The organism is Segatella salivae F0493, assembly GCF_000477535.1.
GTDB classification, from domain to species: Bacteria; Bacteroidota; Bacteroidia; order Bacteroidales; family Bacteroidaceae; genus Prevotella; species Prevotella salivae.
Window position 1 is genome coordinate 105223 of record NZ_AWGW01000007.1, and the last position, 19618, is coordinate 124840.

The 19618-nt window shown below is 39.4% G+C and carries 17 protein-coding genes and 2 pseudogenes; 5 read left to right on the forward strand and 14 right to left on the reverse strand.

Going from position 1 to position 19618, the window contains the following annotated elements:
- Nucleotides 1-23: 23 nt before the first annotated feature.
- Complete coding sequence (gene fic, locus HMPREF9145_RS03040) at nt 24-917, reverse strand: protein adenylyltransferase Fic (protein ID WP_021824994.1); 894 nt, start codon at nt 915-917, stop codon at nt 24-26.
- A complete protein-coding gene (locus HMPREF9145_RS03045; protein ID WP_004362600.1) occupies nt 910-1116 on the reverse strand; it encodes a helix-turn-helix domain-containing protein in 207 nt (68 codons plus the stop codon). The genes fic and HMPREF9145_RS03045 overlap by 8 nt, the downstream gene beginning before the upstream one ends.
- A gap of 270 nt (nt 1117-1386) precedes the next feature.
- Here HMPREF9145_RS03045 and HMPREF9145_RS03050 point away from each other — a divergent pair, with 270 nt between their 5' ends.
- Entirely contained in the window at nt 1387-2628 is a 1242-nt protein-coding gene (locus tag HMPREF9145_RS03050) for an IS1380 family transposase (RefSeq protein ID WP_021825114.1), read from the forward strand.
- A gap of 168 nt (nt 2629-2796) precedes the next feature.
- Here the strand turns inward: HMPREF9145_RS03050 and HMPREF9145_RS03055 are convergent.
- Nucleotides 2797-3120: pseudogene (locus HMPREF9145_RS03055) on the reverse strand (IS982 family transposase); the annotation flags it as partial.
- 169 nt (nt 3121-3289) lie between these two features.
- On the opposite strand from HMPREF9145_RS03055, the gene HMPREF9145_RS03060 reads away from it, so the two are divergent.
- From HMPREF9145_RS03060 to HMPREF9145_RS03075, 3 genes are all read left to right on the forward strand, one after another.
- Nucleotides 3290-5446, forward strand: a complete 2157-nt coding sequence (locus HMPREF9145_RS03060; protein ID WP_036906350.1) for a DEAD/DEAH box helicase — start codon at nt 3290-3292, stop codon at nt 5444-5446.
- Nucleotides 5447-5450: 4 nt separating this feature from the next.
- Nucleotides 5451-6275: a GNAT family N-acetyltransferase gene (locus HMPREF9145_RS03065; protein ID WP_021825139.1), complete on the forward strand. Its 825-nt coding sequence runs from the start codon at nt 5451-5453 to the stop codon at nt 6273-6275.
- A gap of 135 nt (nt 6276-6410) precedes the next feature.
- Nucleotides 6411-7712 carry an IS1380 family transposase gene (locus HMPREF9145_RS03075; RefSeq protein ID WP_036906353.1) on the forward strand — a complete coding sequence of 434 codons (1302 nt, stop codon included), beginning with the start codon at nt 6411-6413 and terminating at the stop codon, nt 7710-7712.
- Between the two features lie 403 nt (nt 7713-8115).
- Here HMPREF9145_RS03075 and HMPREF9145_RS03080 read toward each other — a convergent pair whose 3' ends face one another.
- On the reverse strand, nt 8116-8925 hold the full coding sequence (locus HMPREF9145_RS03080; protein ID WP_021825164.1) for a class I SAM-dependent methyltransferase: 810 nt from the start codon (nt 8923-8925) through the stop codon (nt 8116-8118).
- A 211-nt stretch (nt 8926-9136) separates the two neighbouring features.
- On the opposite strand from HMPREF9145_RS03080, the pseudogene HMPREF9145_RS03085 reads away from it, so the two are divergent.
- Nucleotides 9137-9733: pseudogene (locus tag HMPREF9145_RS03085) on the forward strand (transposase family protein); the annotation flags it as partial.
- 178 nt (nt 9734-9911) lie between these two features.
- Here HMPREF9145_RS03085 and HMPREF9145_RS03090 read toward each other — a convergent pair.
- The 10 genes from HMPREF9145_RS03090 to dnaK form a co-directional block, all read right to left on the reverse strand.
- Entirely contained in the window at nt 9912-10574 is a 663-nt protein-coding gene (locus tag HMPREF9145_RS03090; protein WP_021825046.1) for a hypothetical protein, read from the reverse strand.
- Nucleotides 10575-10576: 2 nt separating this feature from the next.
- Nucleotides 10577-11497: a relaxase/mobilization nuclease domain-containing protein gene (locus HMPREF9145_RS03095; protein ID WP_021825147.1), complete on the reverse strand. Its 921-nt coding sequence runs from the start codon at nt 11495-11497 to the stop codon at nt 10577-10579.
- The gene (locus tag HMPREF9145_RS03100; RefSeq protein ID WP_021825121.1) at nt 11494-11847 is read right to left on the reverse strand and encodes a plasmid mobilization protein; all 354 of its coding nucleotides are present in this window, start codon (nt 11845-11847) and stop codon (nt 11494-11496) included. The genes HMPREF9145_RS03095 and HMPREF9145_RS03100 overlap by 4 nt, the downstream gene beginning before the upstream one ends.
- Before the next feature lie 143 nt (nt 11848-11990).
- Nucleotides 11991-12881: a toprim domain-containing protein gene (locus tag HMPREF9145_RS03105; RefSeq protein WP_021824873.1), complete on the reverse strand. Its 891-nt coding sequence runs from the start codon at nt 12879-12881 to the stop codon at nt 11991-11993.
- Nucleotides 12882-13098: 217 nt separating this feature from the next.
- Nucleotides 13099-14313 (reverse strand): virulence-associated E family protein, encoded by a 1215-nt coding sequence (locus HMPREF9145_RS03110; protein WP_021825085.1) that lies wholly within the window; start codon nt 14311-14313, stop codon nt 13099-13101.
- A 12-nt stretch (nt 14314-14325) separates the two neighbouring features.
- Nucleotides 14326-14682, reverse strand: a complete 357-nt coding sequence (locus HMPREF9145_RS03115) for a helix-turn-helix domain-containing protein (protein WP_021825063.1) — start codon at nt 14680-14682, stop codon at nt 14326-14328.
- Nucleotides 14683-14781: 99 nt separating this feature from the next.
- Nucleotides 14782-15534, reverse strand: coding sequence for a hypothetical protein (locus HMPREF9145_RS03120; protein WP_021824958.1), 753 nt, complete (start codon nt 15532-15534; stop codon nt 14782-14784).
- Nucleotides 15531-16805 carry a site-specific integrase gene (locus HMPREF9145_RS03125; RefSeq protein ID WP_021824810.1) on the reverse strand — a complete coding sequence of 425 codons (1275 nt, stop codon included), beginning with the start codon at nt 16803-16805 and terminating at the stop codon, nt 15531-15533. Before HMPREF9145_RS03125 ends, HMPREF9145_RS03120 begins: the two co-directional genes overlap by 4 nt.
- 12 nt (nt 16806-16817) lie before the next feature.
- Nucleotides 16818-17375 carry a helix-turn-helix domain-containing protein gene (locus tag HMPREF9145_RS03130; RefSeq protein WP_021824978.1) on the reverse strand — a complete coding sequence of 186 codons (558 nt, stop codon included), beginning with the start codon at nt 17373-17375 and terminating at the stop codon, nt 16818-16820.
- Nucleotides 17376-17582: 207 nt separating this feature from the next.
- Nucleotides 17583-19496, reverse strand: coding sequence for a molecular chaperone DnaK (gene dnaK / locus HMPREF9145_RS03135; protein WP_021824940.1), 1914 nt, complete (start codon nt 19494-19496; stop codon nt 17583-17585).
- Nucleotides 19497-19618 lie beyond the last annotated feature (122 nt).

A 19618-nucleotide genomic window follows, 5' to 3' on the forward strand; every position in this document is an offset into this window, starting at 1 on the left:
TTATTGATTTTATCTTCGTTAATTTATTCTTGCTCATAATAATACGAATAGTCAATACCCTTCATAAACATTTCTCTGTCATCAATCTTTGTAGTGAGTGCTGGTAGCACTAAAGCCTTGATGTGTGTACTATCAGAAACACTTTCACGCATTGCAGATAGATATTCGTTTTTATTTATCTGACTCCAATCTACACACCGTTTGAGAGAACGCTTCAGCATGAGGTCAAGCCAAATGCGAGTGCTGCGACCGTTGCCTTCCATAAATGGATGCGCAACATTCATTTCAACATATTTGTCCATTATCTCATCAAAAGTAGTTTCGGGCATTCGCTCTATTGTTTGCAGGGTTTCAGGGAAATGCATACAATTAGCAAAGGTAAAACTACCTTTTGAAATATTCTTGGTACGGATTTGTCCTGCAAAGTCATACAGTCCTCCAAAGAGATAAGCGTGTATTTGTTGTAAACATTTGATTGTACCTGGGTCTACAGTCTTTAAGATACCACTTTCAAAAAGCTGATAAGCCTTTTTCTTGCTCTGTCCGTCAATAGTGTTATCACTATAAAGGAACCAGTCAAGAAAGCTTGTTGCCTTGGTATTGTTGATATGCTTTGCCAAAAGGGTTACACCCTCTGCATCAAACGTATCTGTCTTATAAGACTTCCCGTCAGAGGCTTTTAGCTTCAGTTGGTTAGTAGCACTAACCAACTGACTATTTTCTTTTCTTAGTTTGGTTTTGAGATACTTCCAATAGTTTCTCGTCTTTTGGTAATCATCTTGCTCGTTAATCGCAGCAATGATGTCCAGCACAGAGAACCACCACTTACTGTGTTTCTCGTCCCACACCGCTCTAACTTCACGGTCGTTGAAAAAACGAATAGATTTTTTATGCTCTACCATAATAAAGTTACTCATCTGGTGTGTTAATCAATTCTTTTGGATTCACCTGCAAGATCTCCGCTATCTGAAACAGCAATTCAAGGCTTGGCTGACGACGATTGCAAACGTATGAGTTCACTATAGTGAAACTCTTACCGAGTTTCTCTGCAAGCCATGTTTGCTTAATCCCTTTCTCGATAAGCACCTCTTTAATTCTATTAGTTGGACTTTCCATAAATATTATATGATTGTTTGCAAATATAGTAAATTTTCTTGTATAAAATACTTAATAAGAGGGGAATTTTTCCCTCTTACCTTAATTCCGCAGCATAAATTCTTGTGAGAACTCCAAGTGCCAGGGAAACAAAGTTCTCAAAACACTTGGATATGTCAGAAATTTCACCTATCTTGGTGCTGCAAACATAACAAGTAAGCAAAAAACTGACATGGCAAAGGTAGCTTTAAAAACGAGAATATCACTTCCTTCGGAGGAATTTATCACATCATGGACGTTTTCTCAAAGTTGGGCTTTGAAAAACTTACCGAATCTGTATTGGGCAAACGTGGAAGTAGCGGCAAAGCATTCTGTTATGGAAGTATTTTTGGCTCTCTCTTCTTCAGTTACCTTTGTGATGGAGAATGCCTTGAGGACATCAATGTGCTTATAGGGCAGTTCAAGCGGAGACCTGATACGCTATTACCCGGTGCCGACACTGAGGGACGCGGACTAAAGGAGCTTACCGAAGAGAACATTATCTACAAGAGCGAAACATCAGGCAAGTCTTATAGTTTCAACACTGCACAGAAGTTGAACACCTTACTTTTACGGATGATACGGAGAATGGGGCTAATAAAGGCAGGTAGTCATGTTGACTTAGACTTTGATCACCAGTTTGTTCCAGCCCACAAGTTCGATGCAAAGTATTCTTACAAGCAGGATTTTGGCTATTTCCCTGGTTGGGCTTCCATTGGGGGAATCATAGTCGGAGGTGAGAATCGTGACGGAAACACCAATGTGAGATTCCATCAAGAAGACACGCTCCGTCGCATTATGGACCGTGTAACCTCAGAACTTGGTGTGGTGATAGAGCGTTTCCGTGCTGACTGCGGGTCGTTCTCAAAGGAAATCATCCAAACCGTAGAGTCGCGCTGCAACACGTTCTATATACGTGCAGCCAACTGCGGCAGCCGACACGAGGACTTCCGCCAGCTGAAAGAATGGAAGAGTGTTGAAGTTGGTTATGAGAAATGCGATGTCACCTCCGTCAGCATGGACAACTTAATAGAAGGAAAGTCATATAGGTTTGTCGTACAGCGTAGTCCTTTGAAAGACAAGGATGGCAAGCAACAGACGGATATGTTCGGAGTAATATACACATACCGCTGTATCCTTACCAACAACTGGACATCTACCGAGAAAGACATCATTACATTTTATAATGAGCGTGAAGCAAGCGAAAAGAACTTTGACATACAGAACAATGACTTCGGATGGTCGCATCTGCCCTTTTCCTTTATGGCTGAGAACATGGTTTTCATGATGGTTACTGCCATGTTGAAGAACTTCTATCTCTATCTCGTCCGTCATATCAGCGAGAAGGTCAAGCCATTGAAAAAGACAAGCAGGCTGAAAGCCTTTATCCTGCATTTTGTCAGCGTGCCAGCAAAATGGGTGCGCACTGGAAGGCAGAACGTTCTGAACCTATGTACAAATAAAACATACTACGCTGAGGTCTTCATTGAATAAACATCATTTTTTGTGGTTATCATACTTCCCCATTGGTTTGGGTGGGGGATTTTATGCTTAGAAAAGACCCAAGAAACACCGAAGCACCTCATATCAACATATAGAGCCCCCAAAAGACATCTCAACATATAAAATTTTCTCACAAGGAAAAACGCTGCGGAATTAAGGGAAGAGCAAAAGTGGAACTGCCACTCGTGGCATACGTTCCACAAAGCGAGTATACGAAAGTAGGTTGGGGAACTCTTCTTTTAGTTCTCGACAGACGTAGAAGAGATAGAAATGTTTGAAATTGCGAAACGTATTGCTGTGGAACAAGACAAGAATGGTAATCATTTCTGCATCGCTCATTCTTCCCTTTCTATTGCGAGTTTTAGGGGTGTTTGGAGAGGGATTTGAAAGCGAAAGTGCTTTTTTGTTCAATTCCAACTCATATTCTTTGCAGAAATCATCTGCAATACAATAAATTTCCGTAACTTTGCTGATAAGTTTCATAGAGGATTGTTTTATCATTATCTGTTTGGTTTTCAACAACAAATATACGAAAAATAATCCTCTTTTTGGACTTTCTTTGAAACTATTTTAAGGCAAAAAACAACCCTTTCTTATCCTGAATTGGGGTTAATAGATACATGTTTATTAAATCATATGGGAAATTAGCAATATGAAATTATACGAAGCAATAGAATACGCTATCAATAACGACGGTCTTGAGGTAATATGCGAAAATCGTTTCACAAATTATCTCGCGGATCTGCAGGCTTTTGAAACGCCTGCGATAAAGCGTGTCATAGCAACTATTGTACATGATGGATATGGTGAAAAATTACATAACGGTTTAGCCAAAGATTCATATCAGCTAACATTCAACAACGTATCATATCAACTAACTCATACAGTTGGATTTCAAGAAGACATAGTACAATTTGTACTTGATAGTCTTCTTTATGCGACACATAAAATATCCATAGAACCCTCTTTTGAATACAATACAAATTCAATGGCAGAAACAAGCCATATGTATTCTAATGGCATGGATTTGAATATTCATCAAGTCAAAGAACCTATAAGCAAAAAGGATATTGAGGATTTCTTTAACTTAGAAGCAGAAGCTGCACAGGCAAAATGGGAAGCAACAATGAAACTTTCCACCAAAGACCGTATTCGGAAAAGGAAAGCTATCAAAGATGTTTATCTTGATAAGAATTTTGGTGGTCTGTCCGAAGATAATTACAACATGTTAAAAGTCTCTGTAGGGGTGAATCTTGCAGACTTTAAGGAAGGTGAGTGCCTAATCCTCCATAAAGAAACTTCTATGCTTGGTATAAAGTGTAGATTGAATTCCTTTGATGGAGACGATGCTATAATCCTTGAAGTCTTTCCGCCAGATATGCCTTCTGATTTAGATGCCTATTATGATGTTCCTCTGCTGCTTGACAAAGATAAAGTAGATTTGCGTCAACATGTTTATTATCCATTCCTGTTTAGTTTGCCTGCAAGCAATGATAACTTTTGGAAAGAACTAATCATAAATAGTTGTCCTCAGCCAACGTTTGAGGACAAGGAAAAGTATGCAAAGTTCCTTGCGGAAACAGAAAGCAGTTTCAAATTGTCGCTTCTCCCTAAACAAAAAGAAGCAATACTAAATAGCATGCAAGCAAAAGACTATTACTTGATTCAAGGCCCTCCAGGAACAGGAAAGTCTTTTGTGCTTGGTATTATAATGCTAGAAGAAATTTTTGATCTTAAACACAATGTTATAGTAATTGGACCAAACCACATGGCTATTAACAATGCTATGGTTCAATTGCTGAAACTTGTTCCACAATGCCTTACACTAAAAGTTGGTCAATCATATAATGCGCCAACTAGCAAAGTGTTGTCTGATGGCAAAGAATATGGTATTACCAATATTCTACGCTTGAATGTTTATGCTCTAATTGAAACTGCCAAGAAGAATATAAATTGGTTAGTAGGTCTAACTCCTCATTGTTTATATACAAGCCGAGCAAGAGGTTTGGAATGCGACACCTTAATTATCGATGAGGCAGGACAAATGACAATTCCTCTGGCATTAATGGGTATGATAAAAGCAAAGAAAGTAATATTTGCTGGCGATCATAAGCAATTGCCACCAATCGTCTCCTCTGAGAAAGTTAAGCCTGAATTAAGACAGTCAGCTTTCCAAACTCTAATATCAGACAACAATTGCACTATGCTGGACACAAGTTTCCGCATGTGTGAACCAATCTGCGATTTTGTGTCAGAACTTTTTTATGATGGTCATTTGCATGCAATGAAGCAAGGTCACAGTAATGCACTCATTTGCAGTAACCCATTATATAGTTTTGATTCCCCTGTGATACTTCATGAAATAGACGATGAAGGAGAACAGGTGTCTGATAAAGAGGCTGCATTCATCGCTGATACGATTGCAAAGTTTCTTTCACTGGGAGTAAGTGCAGAAGAAATTGGCGTTTTATCTCCATTTCGTGCACAAACAGCAAACATCCGACGTTCAATCAGGAAGCATAAAGATATTTCTAAGGAAGATAGCAAGAATATCGCTTCTGATACGATTGATAAAATGCAGGGACAAGAGCGAGAAGTAATTATTTATTCTCTCGTATCTGGCAACATGATGTATATGAAGGAGATGGCGGAATTTCTGTACAATCCCAATAAAATGAATGTTGCTTTTTCTCGGGCAAAGTCAAAACTAATAATTGTAGGTAGTCTAAGTAAAATCGGGCAGTTAGATATGCCTGATTATCCTCATATAAATAAAATGCTGAATTCAAAACACTTAAAAACGATATAATAATATGGCACCGAATATTCCTAATGTAATAGATTGTGGAGCATGTTCACTCCACTTCTTGACAGCTAACAACGTATGGTTCGTTGAAGAGCTCTTTAGATATAACGATGTGAAGAAGTACTATGTATTACGTAGCGATCATGCTGCAAATATTAGATTGTTTTGTCAGTATGTCGTGAATGCTAACTTGCAAAAGCAAGCACTTAACTTTATTGTATTCGACAATCTGGGTAATGAAGTTGGATTTATTTCAGCTGAACCCATGATGAATACAAACACCAATATGCCAATGTGGAATGTAGGGTATGCAATTCATCCATCTCATAGACTAAAAGGATATGCATCATCTGCAGTTTCTGCACTGTCTGATTTCCTTCTTCAAAATTTTTCATTTCAGCAGATAATGCTTGACATTAGCGAGGACAACATTGCTTCTCAAAAGGTTGCAAAAAAGTGCGGCTTTACAAAGCCTAATGACCACATGGGATATTTTGATATGGAGCATCCAGAGGTCGGCATGCGTATGCGTTGGTTTAAGCAACTTGCAGGTGGTAGAACAACCTACTTCAATCAAGCAGTCCATTACTATAGACAAAAGGCATATGCAGAGGCTGTTAGTGCTTTTAAGCAAGCATTAAACGAACCCTATATGCCTGGTACTCCATATACAGATGCACAAATTTATTCAAACATGGGTATGGCTCTATCGTCTATGAGGCTATACAAGGATGCATTTTATGCATTGAAAAAAGCTCAGAGTTTAGGCCTAAATAATCCAAGCATAGAGAAAGAACTGAATTGGCTCAAAAACAACATTGGGCTGTATTAATACCTTAATTCCGCAGCATAAATTCTTGTGAGAACTCCAAGTGTCTGAGAAACAAAGTTCTCAAAACACTTGGATATGTCAGAAATTTCACCTATCTTAGTGCTACCAACAAAAAAAACAAATAAAATATCTGACATGACAAAGGTAGCAATTAAAAACGAGAATATCACTTCTTTCGGTGGAATTTATCACATTATGGACGTTTTCTCAAAGCTGGGCTTTGAAAAACTTACCGAATCTGTATTGGGCAAACGTGGAAGTAGCGGCAAAGCATTCAGCCATGGAAGTATCATGGGCTCTCTCTTCTTCAGCCACCTTTGTGGTGGAGAATGCCTTGGGGACATCAATGTGCTTATAGGGCAGTTCAAGCAGAGACCTGATACGCTGTTACCCGGTGCCGACACCGTGGGGCGCGGACTAAAGGAGCTTACCGAGAAAAATATTGTCTATAAGAGTGAGACCTCCGACAAGTCGTATCGTTTCAACACAGCAGAAAAGTTGAATACCTTACTTTTACGGATGATACGAAGAATGGGGCTTATAAAGGTGGGCAGTCATGTTGACTTAGACTTTGATCATCAGTTTATTCCAGCCTACAAGTTCGATGCAAAGTATTCTTACAAGCAGGATTTTGGCTATTTCCCTGGTTGGGCTTCCATTGGGGGAATCATAGTCGGAGGTGAGAATCGTGACGGAAACACCAATGTGAGATTCCATCAAGAAGACACGCTCCGTCGTATTATGGACCGTGTAACCTCAGAACTTGGTGTGGTAATAGAGCGTTTCCGTGCTAACTGCGGGTCGTTCTCAAAGGAAATCATCCAAACCGTAGAGCAGCGCTGCAACACGTTCTATATACGTGCTGCCAACTGTGGCAGCCGACACGAGGAGTTCCGCCGGCTGAAAGAATGGAAGAGTGTTGAGGTTGGTTATGAGAAATGCGATGTCACCTCTGTCAACATGGACAACCTCATCGAAGGAAAGTCATACAGGCTTGTCGTACAGCGTAGTCCCTTGAAAGACAAGCACGGCAGGGAGCGGACGGATATGTTCGGAGTGATATACACATACCGCTGTATACTTACCAACAACTGGACATCTACCGAGAAAGACATCATTACATTTTATAATGAGCGTGGAGCAAGCGAAAAGAACTTCGACATACAGAGCAATGACTTCGGATGGTCGCATCTGCCTTTTTCCTTCATGGCTGAGAACATGGTTTTCATGATGGTTACCGCCATGCTGAAGAACTTCTATCTCTATCTCGTCCGTCATATCAGCGAGAAGGTCAAGCCGTTGAAAAAGACAAGCAGGCTGAAAGCCTTTATCCTGCATTTTGTCAGCGTGCCAGCAAAATGGGTGCGCACTGGAAGGCAGAACGTTCTGAACCTATATACAAATAAAACCTACTACGCTGAAGTCTTCATTGAATAAACAGTATTTCTTTGTGGTTATCATACTTCCCCATTGGTTTGGGTGGGGATTTCATGATTATGCAAGAACCAAGAACCCCAGAAAATCCCCATATCAATGGATAAATCCCAAAAATGTCACTTCAATATATATAAAGTACCGCACAAGGAATAATGCTGCGGAATTGAGGTAATCCCTAATACATAAGTTTGCGATTTTCTTTTGCTTCTTTTCTTTGGTTGCCTACTCGTTCAAAGAAAAAGGAAAGAAGCCACGCAATTTTTGAGGTTGCGTGGCTCTTTGTGTTATGACTTTTCGGTTATTCCAAGTATAGCCTTAGATTTTTCCTGTGCTCAATATAAAGAAACGATAGTTTTCTTATTCCCTACCAACTTATTAGATGAGAAATGACCTCTGCTCCTGTCTAAATACAGAACTTTGCTACACGCTGGTTACCGCGACGGTAAAAGGAAGGTACCTTATAGAGCATCCGGAAGAGGAAGGGGTAACGTCCTTGATCATAATCGCTCATATAATACTCCTTTAATAGATGCAAATGTGGGTGCCATTGTTCCATATCCGCAGTATTCAATATCGACCATCTGAACTCTGCTTTATGCTCGGTCTTACTTACGGCATCGTGTTGTTTCGCGTGTTTTACGAGCATATACGCCAGAATTTCCAAAAGGATGGTGGTGTTATTGAGTTGCGAACACACCATATTAAAGAAATTTTTTACCTGTTCTTCATCGAAATACATCAGCACACCTTCAAGTATGATGAGCACAGGAGCATTGTGCTTCTTTACCGTTTTAATCCATTCTTCATCAAAAAGCGATAGGGACAGGTAGGTGTTCTTTTCGGTTTCGGGCAGGAGTTGACGGCGGATGGCAATGACTTCGGGCAGGTCAAGATCGTACCAATGACCGACATTCGGCTTGCCTAAGCGCTGATAACGGGCATCAATACCAGCCCCCAACTGTATCACTACGGCATCCGGGTGCTGGGCCAAGAATTCTTTTGTCTCGTCATCTATCAGCTTCGCACGTACACACACGCCCACCTGAGACATCTTTGCACCCTTAAATTTGGTAAAATCATAGTCCACTTGCCCTATCATCTCGGCAGCAAAGGGGTCGGATAGGATTGGTCTCGGATGGTTATACTCCGTTGCTTTAGCCCATAAAGGGATCAGCATCGTTTCGGGAATACTTGTAAGTTGCTTTGTTTCCATTTTATCTTTATTTTCAAATGACAATTTATTCGTCCAATTATGCTACAAAGATATAAAGATCATAAAGCCAATACAATACCTTAATTCCGCAGCATAAATTCTTGTAAGAACTCCAAGTGCCTGAGAAACAATGTTCTCAAAACACTTGGATATGTCAGAAATTTCACCTATTTTGGTGCTACCAACAAAAAAAACAAATAAAATATCTGACATGACAAAGGTAGCAATTAAAAACGAGAATATCACTTCTTTCGGAGGAATTTATCACATCATGGGCGTTTTCTCAAAGTTGGGCTTTGAAAAACTTACTGAATCTGTATTGGGCAAACGTGGAAGTAGTGGCAAAGCATTCAGCCATGATAGTATTTTCGGTTCTCTCTTCTTCAGCTACCTTTGTGGTGGAGAATGCCTTGAGGACATCAATGTGCTTATAGGGCAGTTCAGACAGAGACCTGATACGCTATTACCCGGTGCCGACACTGTTGGGCGCGGACTAAAGGAGCTTACCGAAGAGAGTGTTGTCTATAAGAGCGAGACCTCCGACAAGTCGTATAGTTTCAACACGGCACAGAAGTTGAATACCTTACTTTTACGGATGATACGGAGAATGGGGCTTATAAAGACAAGTAGCCATGTTGACTTAGACTTTGATCATCAGTTTATTCCAGCCCACAAGTTCGATGCAAAGTATTCTTATAAGCAGGATTTTGGCTATTTCCCTGGTTGGGCTTCCATTGGGGGAATCATAGTCGGAGGTGAGAATCGTGACGGAAACACCAATGTGAGATTCCATCAAGAGGACAGCATGTCTTTGTACTCTCACATTCCCCATTGGTTTGGGTGGGGGATTTTACGCCTAAGCAAGCCCCCCCAAAAAAACTCGCATCAATGTATAAAGCTCCAAAAAGTCATCTCAATGTATAAAATTATATCACAAGGAATAATGCTGCGGAATTAAGGTCTTATTAAAGTTTATGTATTCAGCACTATTTGTTTTTCTTATTTTGCAGGTTATTCTGCATCAAGCTATCTGCCTTTTGCTTCAATTCCATGTCATAATCATCTGCTTTTTCCTTGATTAGTTTGATAATCTTTTCATTGCGATGAATGTCAAATACATCGTTAAGCCATAGGATTTCCTTTGGGCTACATCCTCCCCAAACTCTGATGATTCGGAATTTCAAGGCATCATCCTTGTATTTCTGTTTACTTTGCCACAAGAAGTAATTGCCGACCAGAGAAACAAAACAAAGCATAGATATTGCCACCACAGTAATAAAGACTTTCGACGACTTGATGTCAAAGCTGTGTCTATGGATATGCTCTTGTTGCTTTGGCTGCTCTTTCTGCTCCTGCCACTCGTGCAACATGGTCAAGACGCTTGCCACCAATTTGTCTATGGATTTAGCCTCCTCGTCCTTGATGCGCACTTGAACACCAATGTACTCGTTGAGCACATTTTTTGTCCGCTGTTCATACTGATTGAGCAATTTCTGTTCCTTCTGCTCGTCAGTTTGTGCTGGTGTAGTTTGAACGGGGAGGGAAACAGAACCGTTCTCCTTTTCTTTCAACTCTTTTAGTTCCCTGTAAATTGTCTCCAGCTTGTTTTTGATTTCCTCAAAGAGAATAAATGTATTATTATCTACCATAGTTATAAATGTATTTTACGTTTTTTCTTTTTCTTCTTTTTATCGAGTGTGTTGTAAACTTCCGCTGGGACAGTGCCATGAGTCTGGAACAATCCCAATCCTCCTTCGATGAGGTCGTTGGCTATTTCGCTTGTAACATCTGCAACATTAGATATAAGATTTATCGTTCCTTGCATCTGCTGTCCGTGTTCTCTGTTATTCTGTTGCAGGGCAAAGTCTATCTTGGAATAGCTGAAACTCCTGTCCACCTTTGAACCGTTGAAAAGATAACCGTTCTTTTCAAAGATGATACCCTGCACTTCTTGTGAATTGCCTTTGTACTTAAAGCGGACATCAATATCTTGCTTTTCCAAACGACTAAGGAGGGTTTTCCAATCCCTGCACCGAGCTATTTCTGCTTTCAATGCCTGATAGATTTCATATTTGGTTTTATCGGGTTCTTTCAGGCGGTGTTCCTTGACATTCTCCTTGCCACCGGCAAAGTACAAACCGTATTTGGCGGTCAGTTCCTTGCAAATCTTCTCGCTTCTGAATCGGTCGTTACGGTCAGAAATAGTTTTGCCGTTATTATCTATCCGATTGAAAGCCATATGCACATGAGGGTGCTCCTTATCGAAATGGCGACCGATAATGTACTGCGTATCTTTTATTCCCATCTTCTCCATGTATTCACGAGCGATCTGCGCCATCCATTCATTACTGAGCTTGGAAGAATCCTGTGCCGAGAAACTCAGGGAGATATGCCCCACAACCTTGCTTACTCGTGGATTCAGTTCTGTTTGGTCGATGAAACTTTGAACAATATGGTTGATACTGTCTGTTCTCACTCCGGAACTGTCTATAAGTTCTGTTCCTTTCCTCGGGTCAAGGATGTAATTGATTACACCCTTGAAGCCTGAACCTTTTATTATCTTGGCTATCATCTTCGTATCAGATTTAATATTTCATCTATCTTGCCAATGATGATTTTGTGGAAAGGAGCAACGGCATGAAACCCATCCGCATTGGCGCGATGCGCCAACTGATTGAGATTATTTGCCATTCCACACAGCTTGCGGATGAAGTCTGCTTGCTCTACGGTCAGCCGTTCTATGACATTTCCTTTCTCAAGAACTTTTCTTACAAACTCACTCATGGATATTCCTGCATTCTTGGCTTTGCCTTTGAGTGTATAATAATCCTGCGTATTCAGTTTCACCGTGATACGGTATTTCTTCTTTTCGGCTGCGCCTTTGGTTGGACGACCACCTTTTTTATATTCTGTTTTTATCATACCTGTTTCTTTAATTTGATTTGATGGAGACCAGCGGGATAATCCTCTGCAACGACTATCAGGAGGTGGAGCAAGTGGTTTTGGTATGCCCAAAACATAAACTTGCTCCCCGAAAAATAGATTATGCAAAGCAAATCCTACAATCATAGCTTAATCCCTTTGGTTTTCTTATTTTTTGCTTTCTCTGAATGCTTGAATTCAGCACATAAGTACTCATTTAGGTCTTTATAATTCTGGAAGACGGAAGAGCAGTTTTGAACATCAAAACCGTCTCTTTTGAGTTGTTCTAAAGTTCGCTTTCCTCCTTCATCATTATCTAAATATGAATAGATGAGCTTGTGCTTCGAAAGGAAAAATCTTGACTTTTTGATATTATTAATCGAGTTAAGTATCAGTGCAGCTTTCTTCTCTTCATCTGGACTCATCGTAAGCAGACTAAGATAATCCATAAAACCTTCAAATAGATTGATTTGTTTTGAAGGATTGGGAACATACGACACATCGGAAGGAGGCAAACACCCTTTGAAGTACGGATTGCGCAACGCATACCCATAAGAATTGTTTGAAAAGCCTATTGCGTAAAAACTCCTATCACCAATTCTATAATGGATCTCCCTACAATATTTTTTCGCAATGTTCAGATTGATTCCTCTATGTGTGAAATATTCTATGAGATTCGGATGACATAAGTTGGTAGAGCCGATAATCTCTATACGTGATTGGCTTGGAGAGTTCGTTTTGCTATTAGCTATGGAAAATTTTGGTAGGTTATTTTGTTTGCCATTAAACGACTCTATAGCTTGTACTAAACTGCAATTATGTAATTTCATAACTAAATCTATAAGACTTCCACCTTCATCAAGGGCAAAGTCATACCATAGATTTTGGTTATAATCAACTTTGAAACTTGGAGTATGTTCATTTCGGAATGGACTTTTATACATCCCGTAATAGCTATAATTCTTTGTTGGGTATATAGACATACTACCTAAGTAGTCTCTAATTGATAGTGCTTTAATTTCATCTATTGTCATACTTGTAACTTTTAAGTTTGTTGGTTACTACAAGATGATATTATCGTAAGTTGTTGACAGTGAAAGAAAAATATGTAGTAGTTATTTATTTTGTAGTAATCTACTTACACATATATTGATTATTGGTAGTAATAGGTAGTAAATCCCTTTTTTGCTGATTACTACGACCTAATCTTTTTTCTTTCAATGCTTTATCTCTCTTTGTAGTAAAGTAGTATTAATAATTAGTATTGTAACTTTGAATAAAAGGATTGGGAACAATCTTGCGTATATGGTAGACATACATTGGATTGCCACCTATCCTTTTGGATTTCCGCAAGAAACCAGCCTTTTTCAAGGCTTCTCCCATTCTCCTTTCACTTAGGTTAAGCGTTGTATATCCACGCAAATAGTTCAAGATTTCAGAAGTGGTCATATAACTTTCTTCGGTTACAGCTGGTTTTTCCATACCTTTAAGAAGCATTTCATACTCAACAGTCTGCACTTGAAACCCTTCGCTCTCTTGATGCAGTTCAGCTATTTCCTCTTCATTGAACCAGTAATGATAGTCAACTCTCCACAATTCAACTGCTTCGGAGTACACCTTATTGATATTAACCTCTTTAGCTGCATCAATATCAATATGTTCAACTTCAAAAGGTAGAAAGCGACGACTGCCTGTCGGATCTGTTAGAAAATCATTACCGTTAACTGATGCCATAAAGCTTGCTAAGTGAGGATACTCCTCGATGTAAGTGTCGTATGGTCTACGATATTTTACTCTTGGTGTCGTTATCAGATTCTTCAATTCATTTTCATCTCTCTTATTGAGTGCCTTTAGCTGGTCGTCAATATTAATAAAAAGGTATTCCGCAATCAGTGTTTGTACATCTTTTCCTTGTGGGTCAATCTTTCCTGTGAAAAGATAACTCTTCAGTTCTTCTGGACAGAGTAAATCAAGGAAAGTTGTTTTGAATTTTCCTTGTTCACCTGTAAGAACTAAACATGTATGATTACGACACTGTAAATCATCCATAGCATTGGCAACAACAGCAACAAGCCATTTTACAAAGTAGTGTTTCCACTTATCAGGATTTCTCACCACAACACAATTTGCCAACCTTATGATTTCAGATTCATCTTCACCTTTAGGCTTGGGAAGATTCAACAAATACTCACGAATGGGGTTAACTTTATTGCAAAAGTCGCTCTCCAATATTGCTCGAATATTATCAACTGGAGTATATATTCCCAAAGTCCCATCTACCAGCCGACGCATAGAATTAATATCATACTTAGTAAGAGGACGGAATGAAGTATTAGAATCTTGTTCTCGAAACTCTGTTCTACTTTTAACTGTATTAAAACGAAAAATATAATGCTCTTTCAAGAATTGCTCTATGCGTTCATTCTTAGATTGCTTGGCTCGTCCTTCAGCTCTTTCCTTTTCCATAATACAATATATTTATAAAAGGGAAGAATCAGAATGTTTCTCAGAGATAAAAGTTTTTGCCTCCTCGTTGATTTCGGCAACAGTCTTTTTCTTACCTCCTTCAATCCATGCCAATAACTCATCTTCAAAAAAATAGAGTTGCTTACCATTCTTATAACAAGGTAGTAAGCGTTTTCGTACTAAGGTGTAAACTGTGGGCTTGGCTTTCCTTATTAGTTTACACGCATCATCTATTCCAATAGGAATACGTTTGGGAGGGACAATAGGTGTTTGTCCTTTACATACTAAATTCTTGATTTCAGCAATTTCGCTGACTAAGTGAGCAACTGCCTTTGGCAAGTTCTCAAAAGTGATTTCATTTTGTACCATAATACTTGTTATTAATTTTTACGGTGCAAATGAAAAAAGTGTTTCCTCTGTGTCCTAAGACACTGAAGAAACACTATAAAAACACAATAGGTTTGTGTGTTATTCTGTTATTTGGTGGTCTGAAAGGCTTTGTACAATAGGTATAGTGCCTTTCTTCTCATCATCACGGAGATGGCTTTTTATGCTTCCAACTTCCACATCTTTGAATGTGATGGCAAAAACCTGCTTAAGGAACTGCGAAATTTCATCTTGTTTGCCAACTCTAAAATGGTTCCATATATTCCAACCAAAATGAAACAGGTCTAAGGCAACTAAACCTTTGATATTAATTGGTTCAACGTGTGATAAAGGTAGCCTAGCGGAGTACAACTCTATATATTCACAAAGTCTGAGCAAATCTTTGTCAGAAACATAAGGTGCGAATTGCTGTTGAGTATATTTAATAGCTATAGCACGTTTATCTTGTACTTTCTGGTCCATTAACATTTGTTGCCGTTGTCGAATTAAGTCAAAGTCTGTTGATTGTTGAAGTTGTGAGGGGGATGATTTATCTACGTTAAAACCTTCTGCGATTTGTCCTACCTCAATGTCAGATGCATTATCATTTATTTTCTCTTCTTGTTTCTTTGGAAAGAAAAACTTGGCTAATGCCGTAAATAGTCCCTCTACCAAAATAGACAATATAGAATAAATGATGATGCCTATGGCAATAACACTCCAAAAGACTATTTGTGCAGTAAATTCATCAACCCCTAAACGTAAGGCAACCACTCTTGCAAACAATGCAATAATGACACAAACAACAAGAACGGACAGATATACTACAATATGTTCAAAATATTTGGTATTCATATTATGTTGTCGAATTCAGTTTTATCATTTTCAATATCTATTTGAATAGCATTGGCTGCTTTATTTTTCTTTTCATCGACAACCTTTGCATATACTTGAGTTGTTTTGACATTTGTATGCCCAAGCATCTTGCTTACAGTATAAATGTCTGTTCCGTTTGCAAGTTGAAGGGTAGCAAATGTGTGCCTAAAGCAATGAAAGCTGAGGTGTTTCTGAATACCAGCTTTTTCAATCCATGCCCTTAATGGACGAGAAATCCAAGAAGGATTTGGTAACCCTTCAAAAACAAGTTGTTCTGGTTGTCTTGGCTCTCCGCAAAGCTTAAACGCCTGTTCCGAGATAGGCATATACTCTACCCCTTTTGTCTTTTTCTGAGTAAAGAGAAGTTTGGCTTGGTTTCCTTCTATGGCTATTTCATTCCATTTTAGTTTTTGAATGTCGCAATGTCTTAATCCTGTCAGAGCTGAGAATAGTGCTGCTCGTTTAAGCACATCACGTTCACAAGGAGTATTAGCTAACTTATTAAGTTCATCAAGAGTTAAGTATTCCCTTCGGGATTCTTGTTCCTGTATGCCTTTGATTTTTGCAGATAAATCTATGGTTAAATATCCGTCTATAAATGCTTGTTTGAGTGCAGCCTTAAAAATAGAAAAATATGTGGAAGCTGTGTTTCGTGATATTGTTCCCTTTTTACTTCCACCGCAAGGAGCGGATAACAAGAAATACTTGAAATCTTCTGCCAATCTATTATCTATCTGTGAAAAGAGTAGCGTGTCTCCAGCAAACATTTTCAACAAAACATGTACTCGTTCCCAGTTTGTTTGAATTGAAAGGGAACTATTACTGTGTCGTTTATCTGCCACCTTATCAAAGTACTTAATGAAATTTTGTTGTAATCGTTCTTTCTGTTCTGCTTGTGCTGTTTCTGTGTCACTATACAAGCTTGCATTATCATATTCACGCTGCCTAAGTTTTCTAACACTATCTGCATAGATGCAGGCCTCTTGGTCTATCTCACTTTTGCACAAGATAATTCCATTCAAATCTCGTTTAGGTTTGAATGTTTGAGTTGCTTCGGTTGTACGAGCAGTTCTGCTTTTATCCCAAATAGGAGTTGTGATAGTTCGATTTAGATACTCTCGCACTCTCTGTGGAGTATCTTTGCCAGCTACTCTCACAGGATAGCTTTCTATATACAGGTACCATTCTTTTCGATAGGCACTCTTTCGCAATCGTACTGTTGCTTTTGTATTGTCAAGTTCCTTTCTCATTATATATGTGGGTTAGTGTTTATACAAATTGTCTATCTCTGATTTTGGGGCATAGACATAATTACCAATCTGCCTTGTGGGAATAGAATATTTGCGAATATGCAGGTATACAGTACTATCATGGATACCAAACTTCTTGGCTATTTCTCCTATCGTATAGCAATCTTCTGGCTCAAGTCGATAAGTCTTAACTTCCGATTTTTTCTCTTTCCTTCTTTCATCGTAAGGACGTAGATTAAAGCGTTCTTGTAAATCAGCTTTGCAAATACGTATCATCCTTAGTCCGAGGTTATAATAACGGACTTGTTTATTCCTGATTAAACGATAAAGGGAATCTCGTCCAATATCAAATAATGCAGTTGCATCAGCTATTGAGAGATAGGGCTGGTTCTTCGGAACTCTTGCAGCCTTTTCCCTTTTCAATGCATCTAACAGCTCTTCCTTTTTTCTTTGTTTGTATGCAGCTTGAGAACAGTTCTTAGAGCAATATCTAGAGGTAAGCGTCTTTGCAATAAAAGATTTACCACAAATTTTGCATTTCCGCTCTATTTGAAATTTTGCACTCGCCATACTATTTGTATCTATTTGATTATCAATTTATCTTTTAAATTAAGTCGCACTTTATCTCCCATTAAGTCGCGGCACAAATATGGTACAAATATAAGCACAAAAACGATTGAAAACGATAAAATTTAATTATTATTAAGAAATAAAAATCCCAGCAACTTATTATGTTACTGGGATTTACTTATTTTTAATTAGTGTTTGTTAGCACTTTTACTTCACTTCCTCGAAGTCTGCATCTTGGATATCATCAGCTGGATTGCTGCTGTTGTCCTGTGCCTGTTGGCCACCTTGTGCACCTTGTGCATCAGCGCCGGGTTGTGCTCCACCTTGATACATCTGTGCACTTGCAGCCTGAACTGCGGTGTTTAGTGCATTGGTTGCATTGTCGATGGCTGCAACATCGCCTGCCTTGTGTGCATCCTTAAGCTGCTGGAGTGCAGTGTCGATAGGTGCTTTCTTGTCAGCAGGCACCTTGTCGGCATTGTCTTTCAAGAAGTTTTCGGTGGTGAAAATCATTGAGTCAGCTTGATTCAGCTTGTCAATCTTCTCACGTTCTGCCTTGTCTGCTGCTGCATTCTGTTCTGCTTCAGCCTTCATTTTGTCGATTTCCTCTTGGCTAAGACCACTTGAAGCTTCGATTCTAATCTTCTGCTCCTTACCGGTAGCCTTATCCTTTGCGCTTACGTTTAGAATACCGTTAGCGTCGATATCAAAGGTAACTTCAATCTGAGGAACGCCACGACGTGCTGGTGCTATACCCTCAAGGTTGAACTGGCCGATGCTCTTGTTCTGTGAAGCCATAGGGCGTTCGCCTTGCAATACATGGATTGTAACGGCTGTTTGGTTATCTGCTGCAGTAGAGAATGTTTCACTCTTCTTGCAAGGGATAGTTGTATTTGCCTCAATCAACTTGGTCATTACGCCACCCATTGTCTCAATACCCAAGGTCAATGGAGTTACATCGAGCAATACAATGTTTCCAACACCGCTCTCCTTATTAAGGATTGCACCCTGGATTGCAGCGCCAACAGCTACTACTTCATCAGGATTTACACCCTTAGAAGGCTCTTTTCCAAAGTAGTTTTTAACCAAAGTCTGCACTGCAGGAATACGGCTTGAACCACCAACGAGAATCACTTCGTCGATATCTGAGGTTTGTAAGTTAGCGTCACGAACGGCATTCTGGCATGGAACTAAACATGCTTGGATGAGGTCATGAGCTAATTTTTCAAACTGAGCACGAGTCAAAGTCTTTACCAAATGCTTTGGAACACCACCCTCAGCTGAGATATATGGCAAGTTGATTTCTGTTGAAGTAGAACTTGAAAGCTCAATCTTTGCTTTCTCAGCTGCCTCTTTCAAGCGCTGCATTGCCATTGGATCCTTGGTCAAATCGATACCTTCGTCGGCCTTGAAACCGTCGGCAAGCCACTTGATAATAACTTGGTCGAAGTCGTCACCACCAAGGTGTGTGTCACCATTTGTAGACAAAACTTCAAACACTCCGCCACCAAACTCAAGGATAGAGATATCAAATGTACCACCACCAAGGTCGAAAACGGCAATCTTCATGTCTTTGTTTGCCTTGTCAACTCCATAAGCTAACGCTGCTGCAGTAGGCTCATTTACGATGCGTTGAACCTTTAAGCCTGCAATCTCTCCAGCCTCTTTAGTTGCTTGACGCTGTGAATCTGAGAAGTAAGCAGGTACAGTTATGACTGCTTCTGAAACCTCTTGTCCAAGGTAATCTTCTGCAGTTTTCTTCATCTTTTGAAGTATCATAGCAGATATTTCCTGTGGAGTATATTTGCGACCTTCTATTTCTACGCGTGGATATCCATTGTCGTTAACCACTGTATAAGGCATTGCTTCTGCCTCTTTACGGCTTTGTTCATAGGTCTCTCCCATGAAACGTTTGATTGAATAGACGGTGTTCTTCGGGTTAGTAATAGCCTGTCGTTTTGCAGGATCACCCACTTTACGCTCACCATCCTTTAAGAAACCAACAACAGAAGGAGTTGTTCTCTTACCTTCGCTGTTAGCAATTACAACAGGTTCGTTACCTTCAAATACAGCAACACAGCTGTTAGTAGTACCTAAGTCGATTCCAATAATCTTTCCCATAATTGTATATATATTATTATTTTTTATCCGTTTAATTGACTCTTCGGAACTTTTCCAAAGACAATCCATAACTAACAAACCACGTGCCAAGGTCGACACGTGGTTTGATTATGACAAAATCG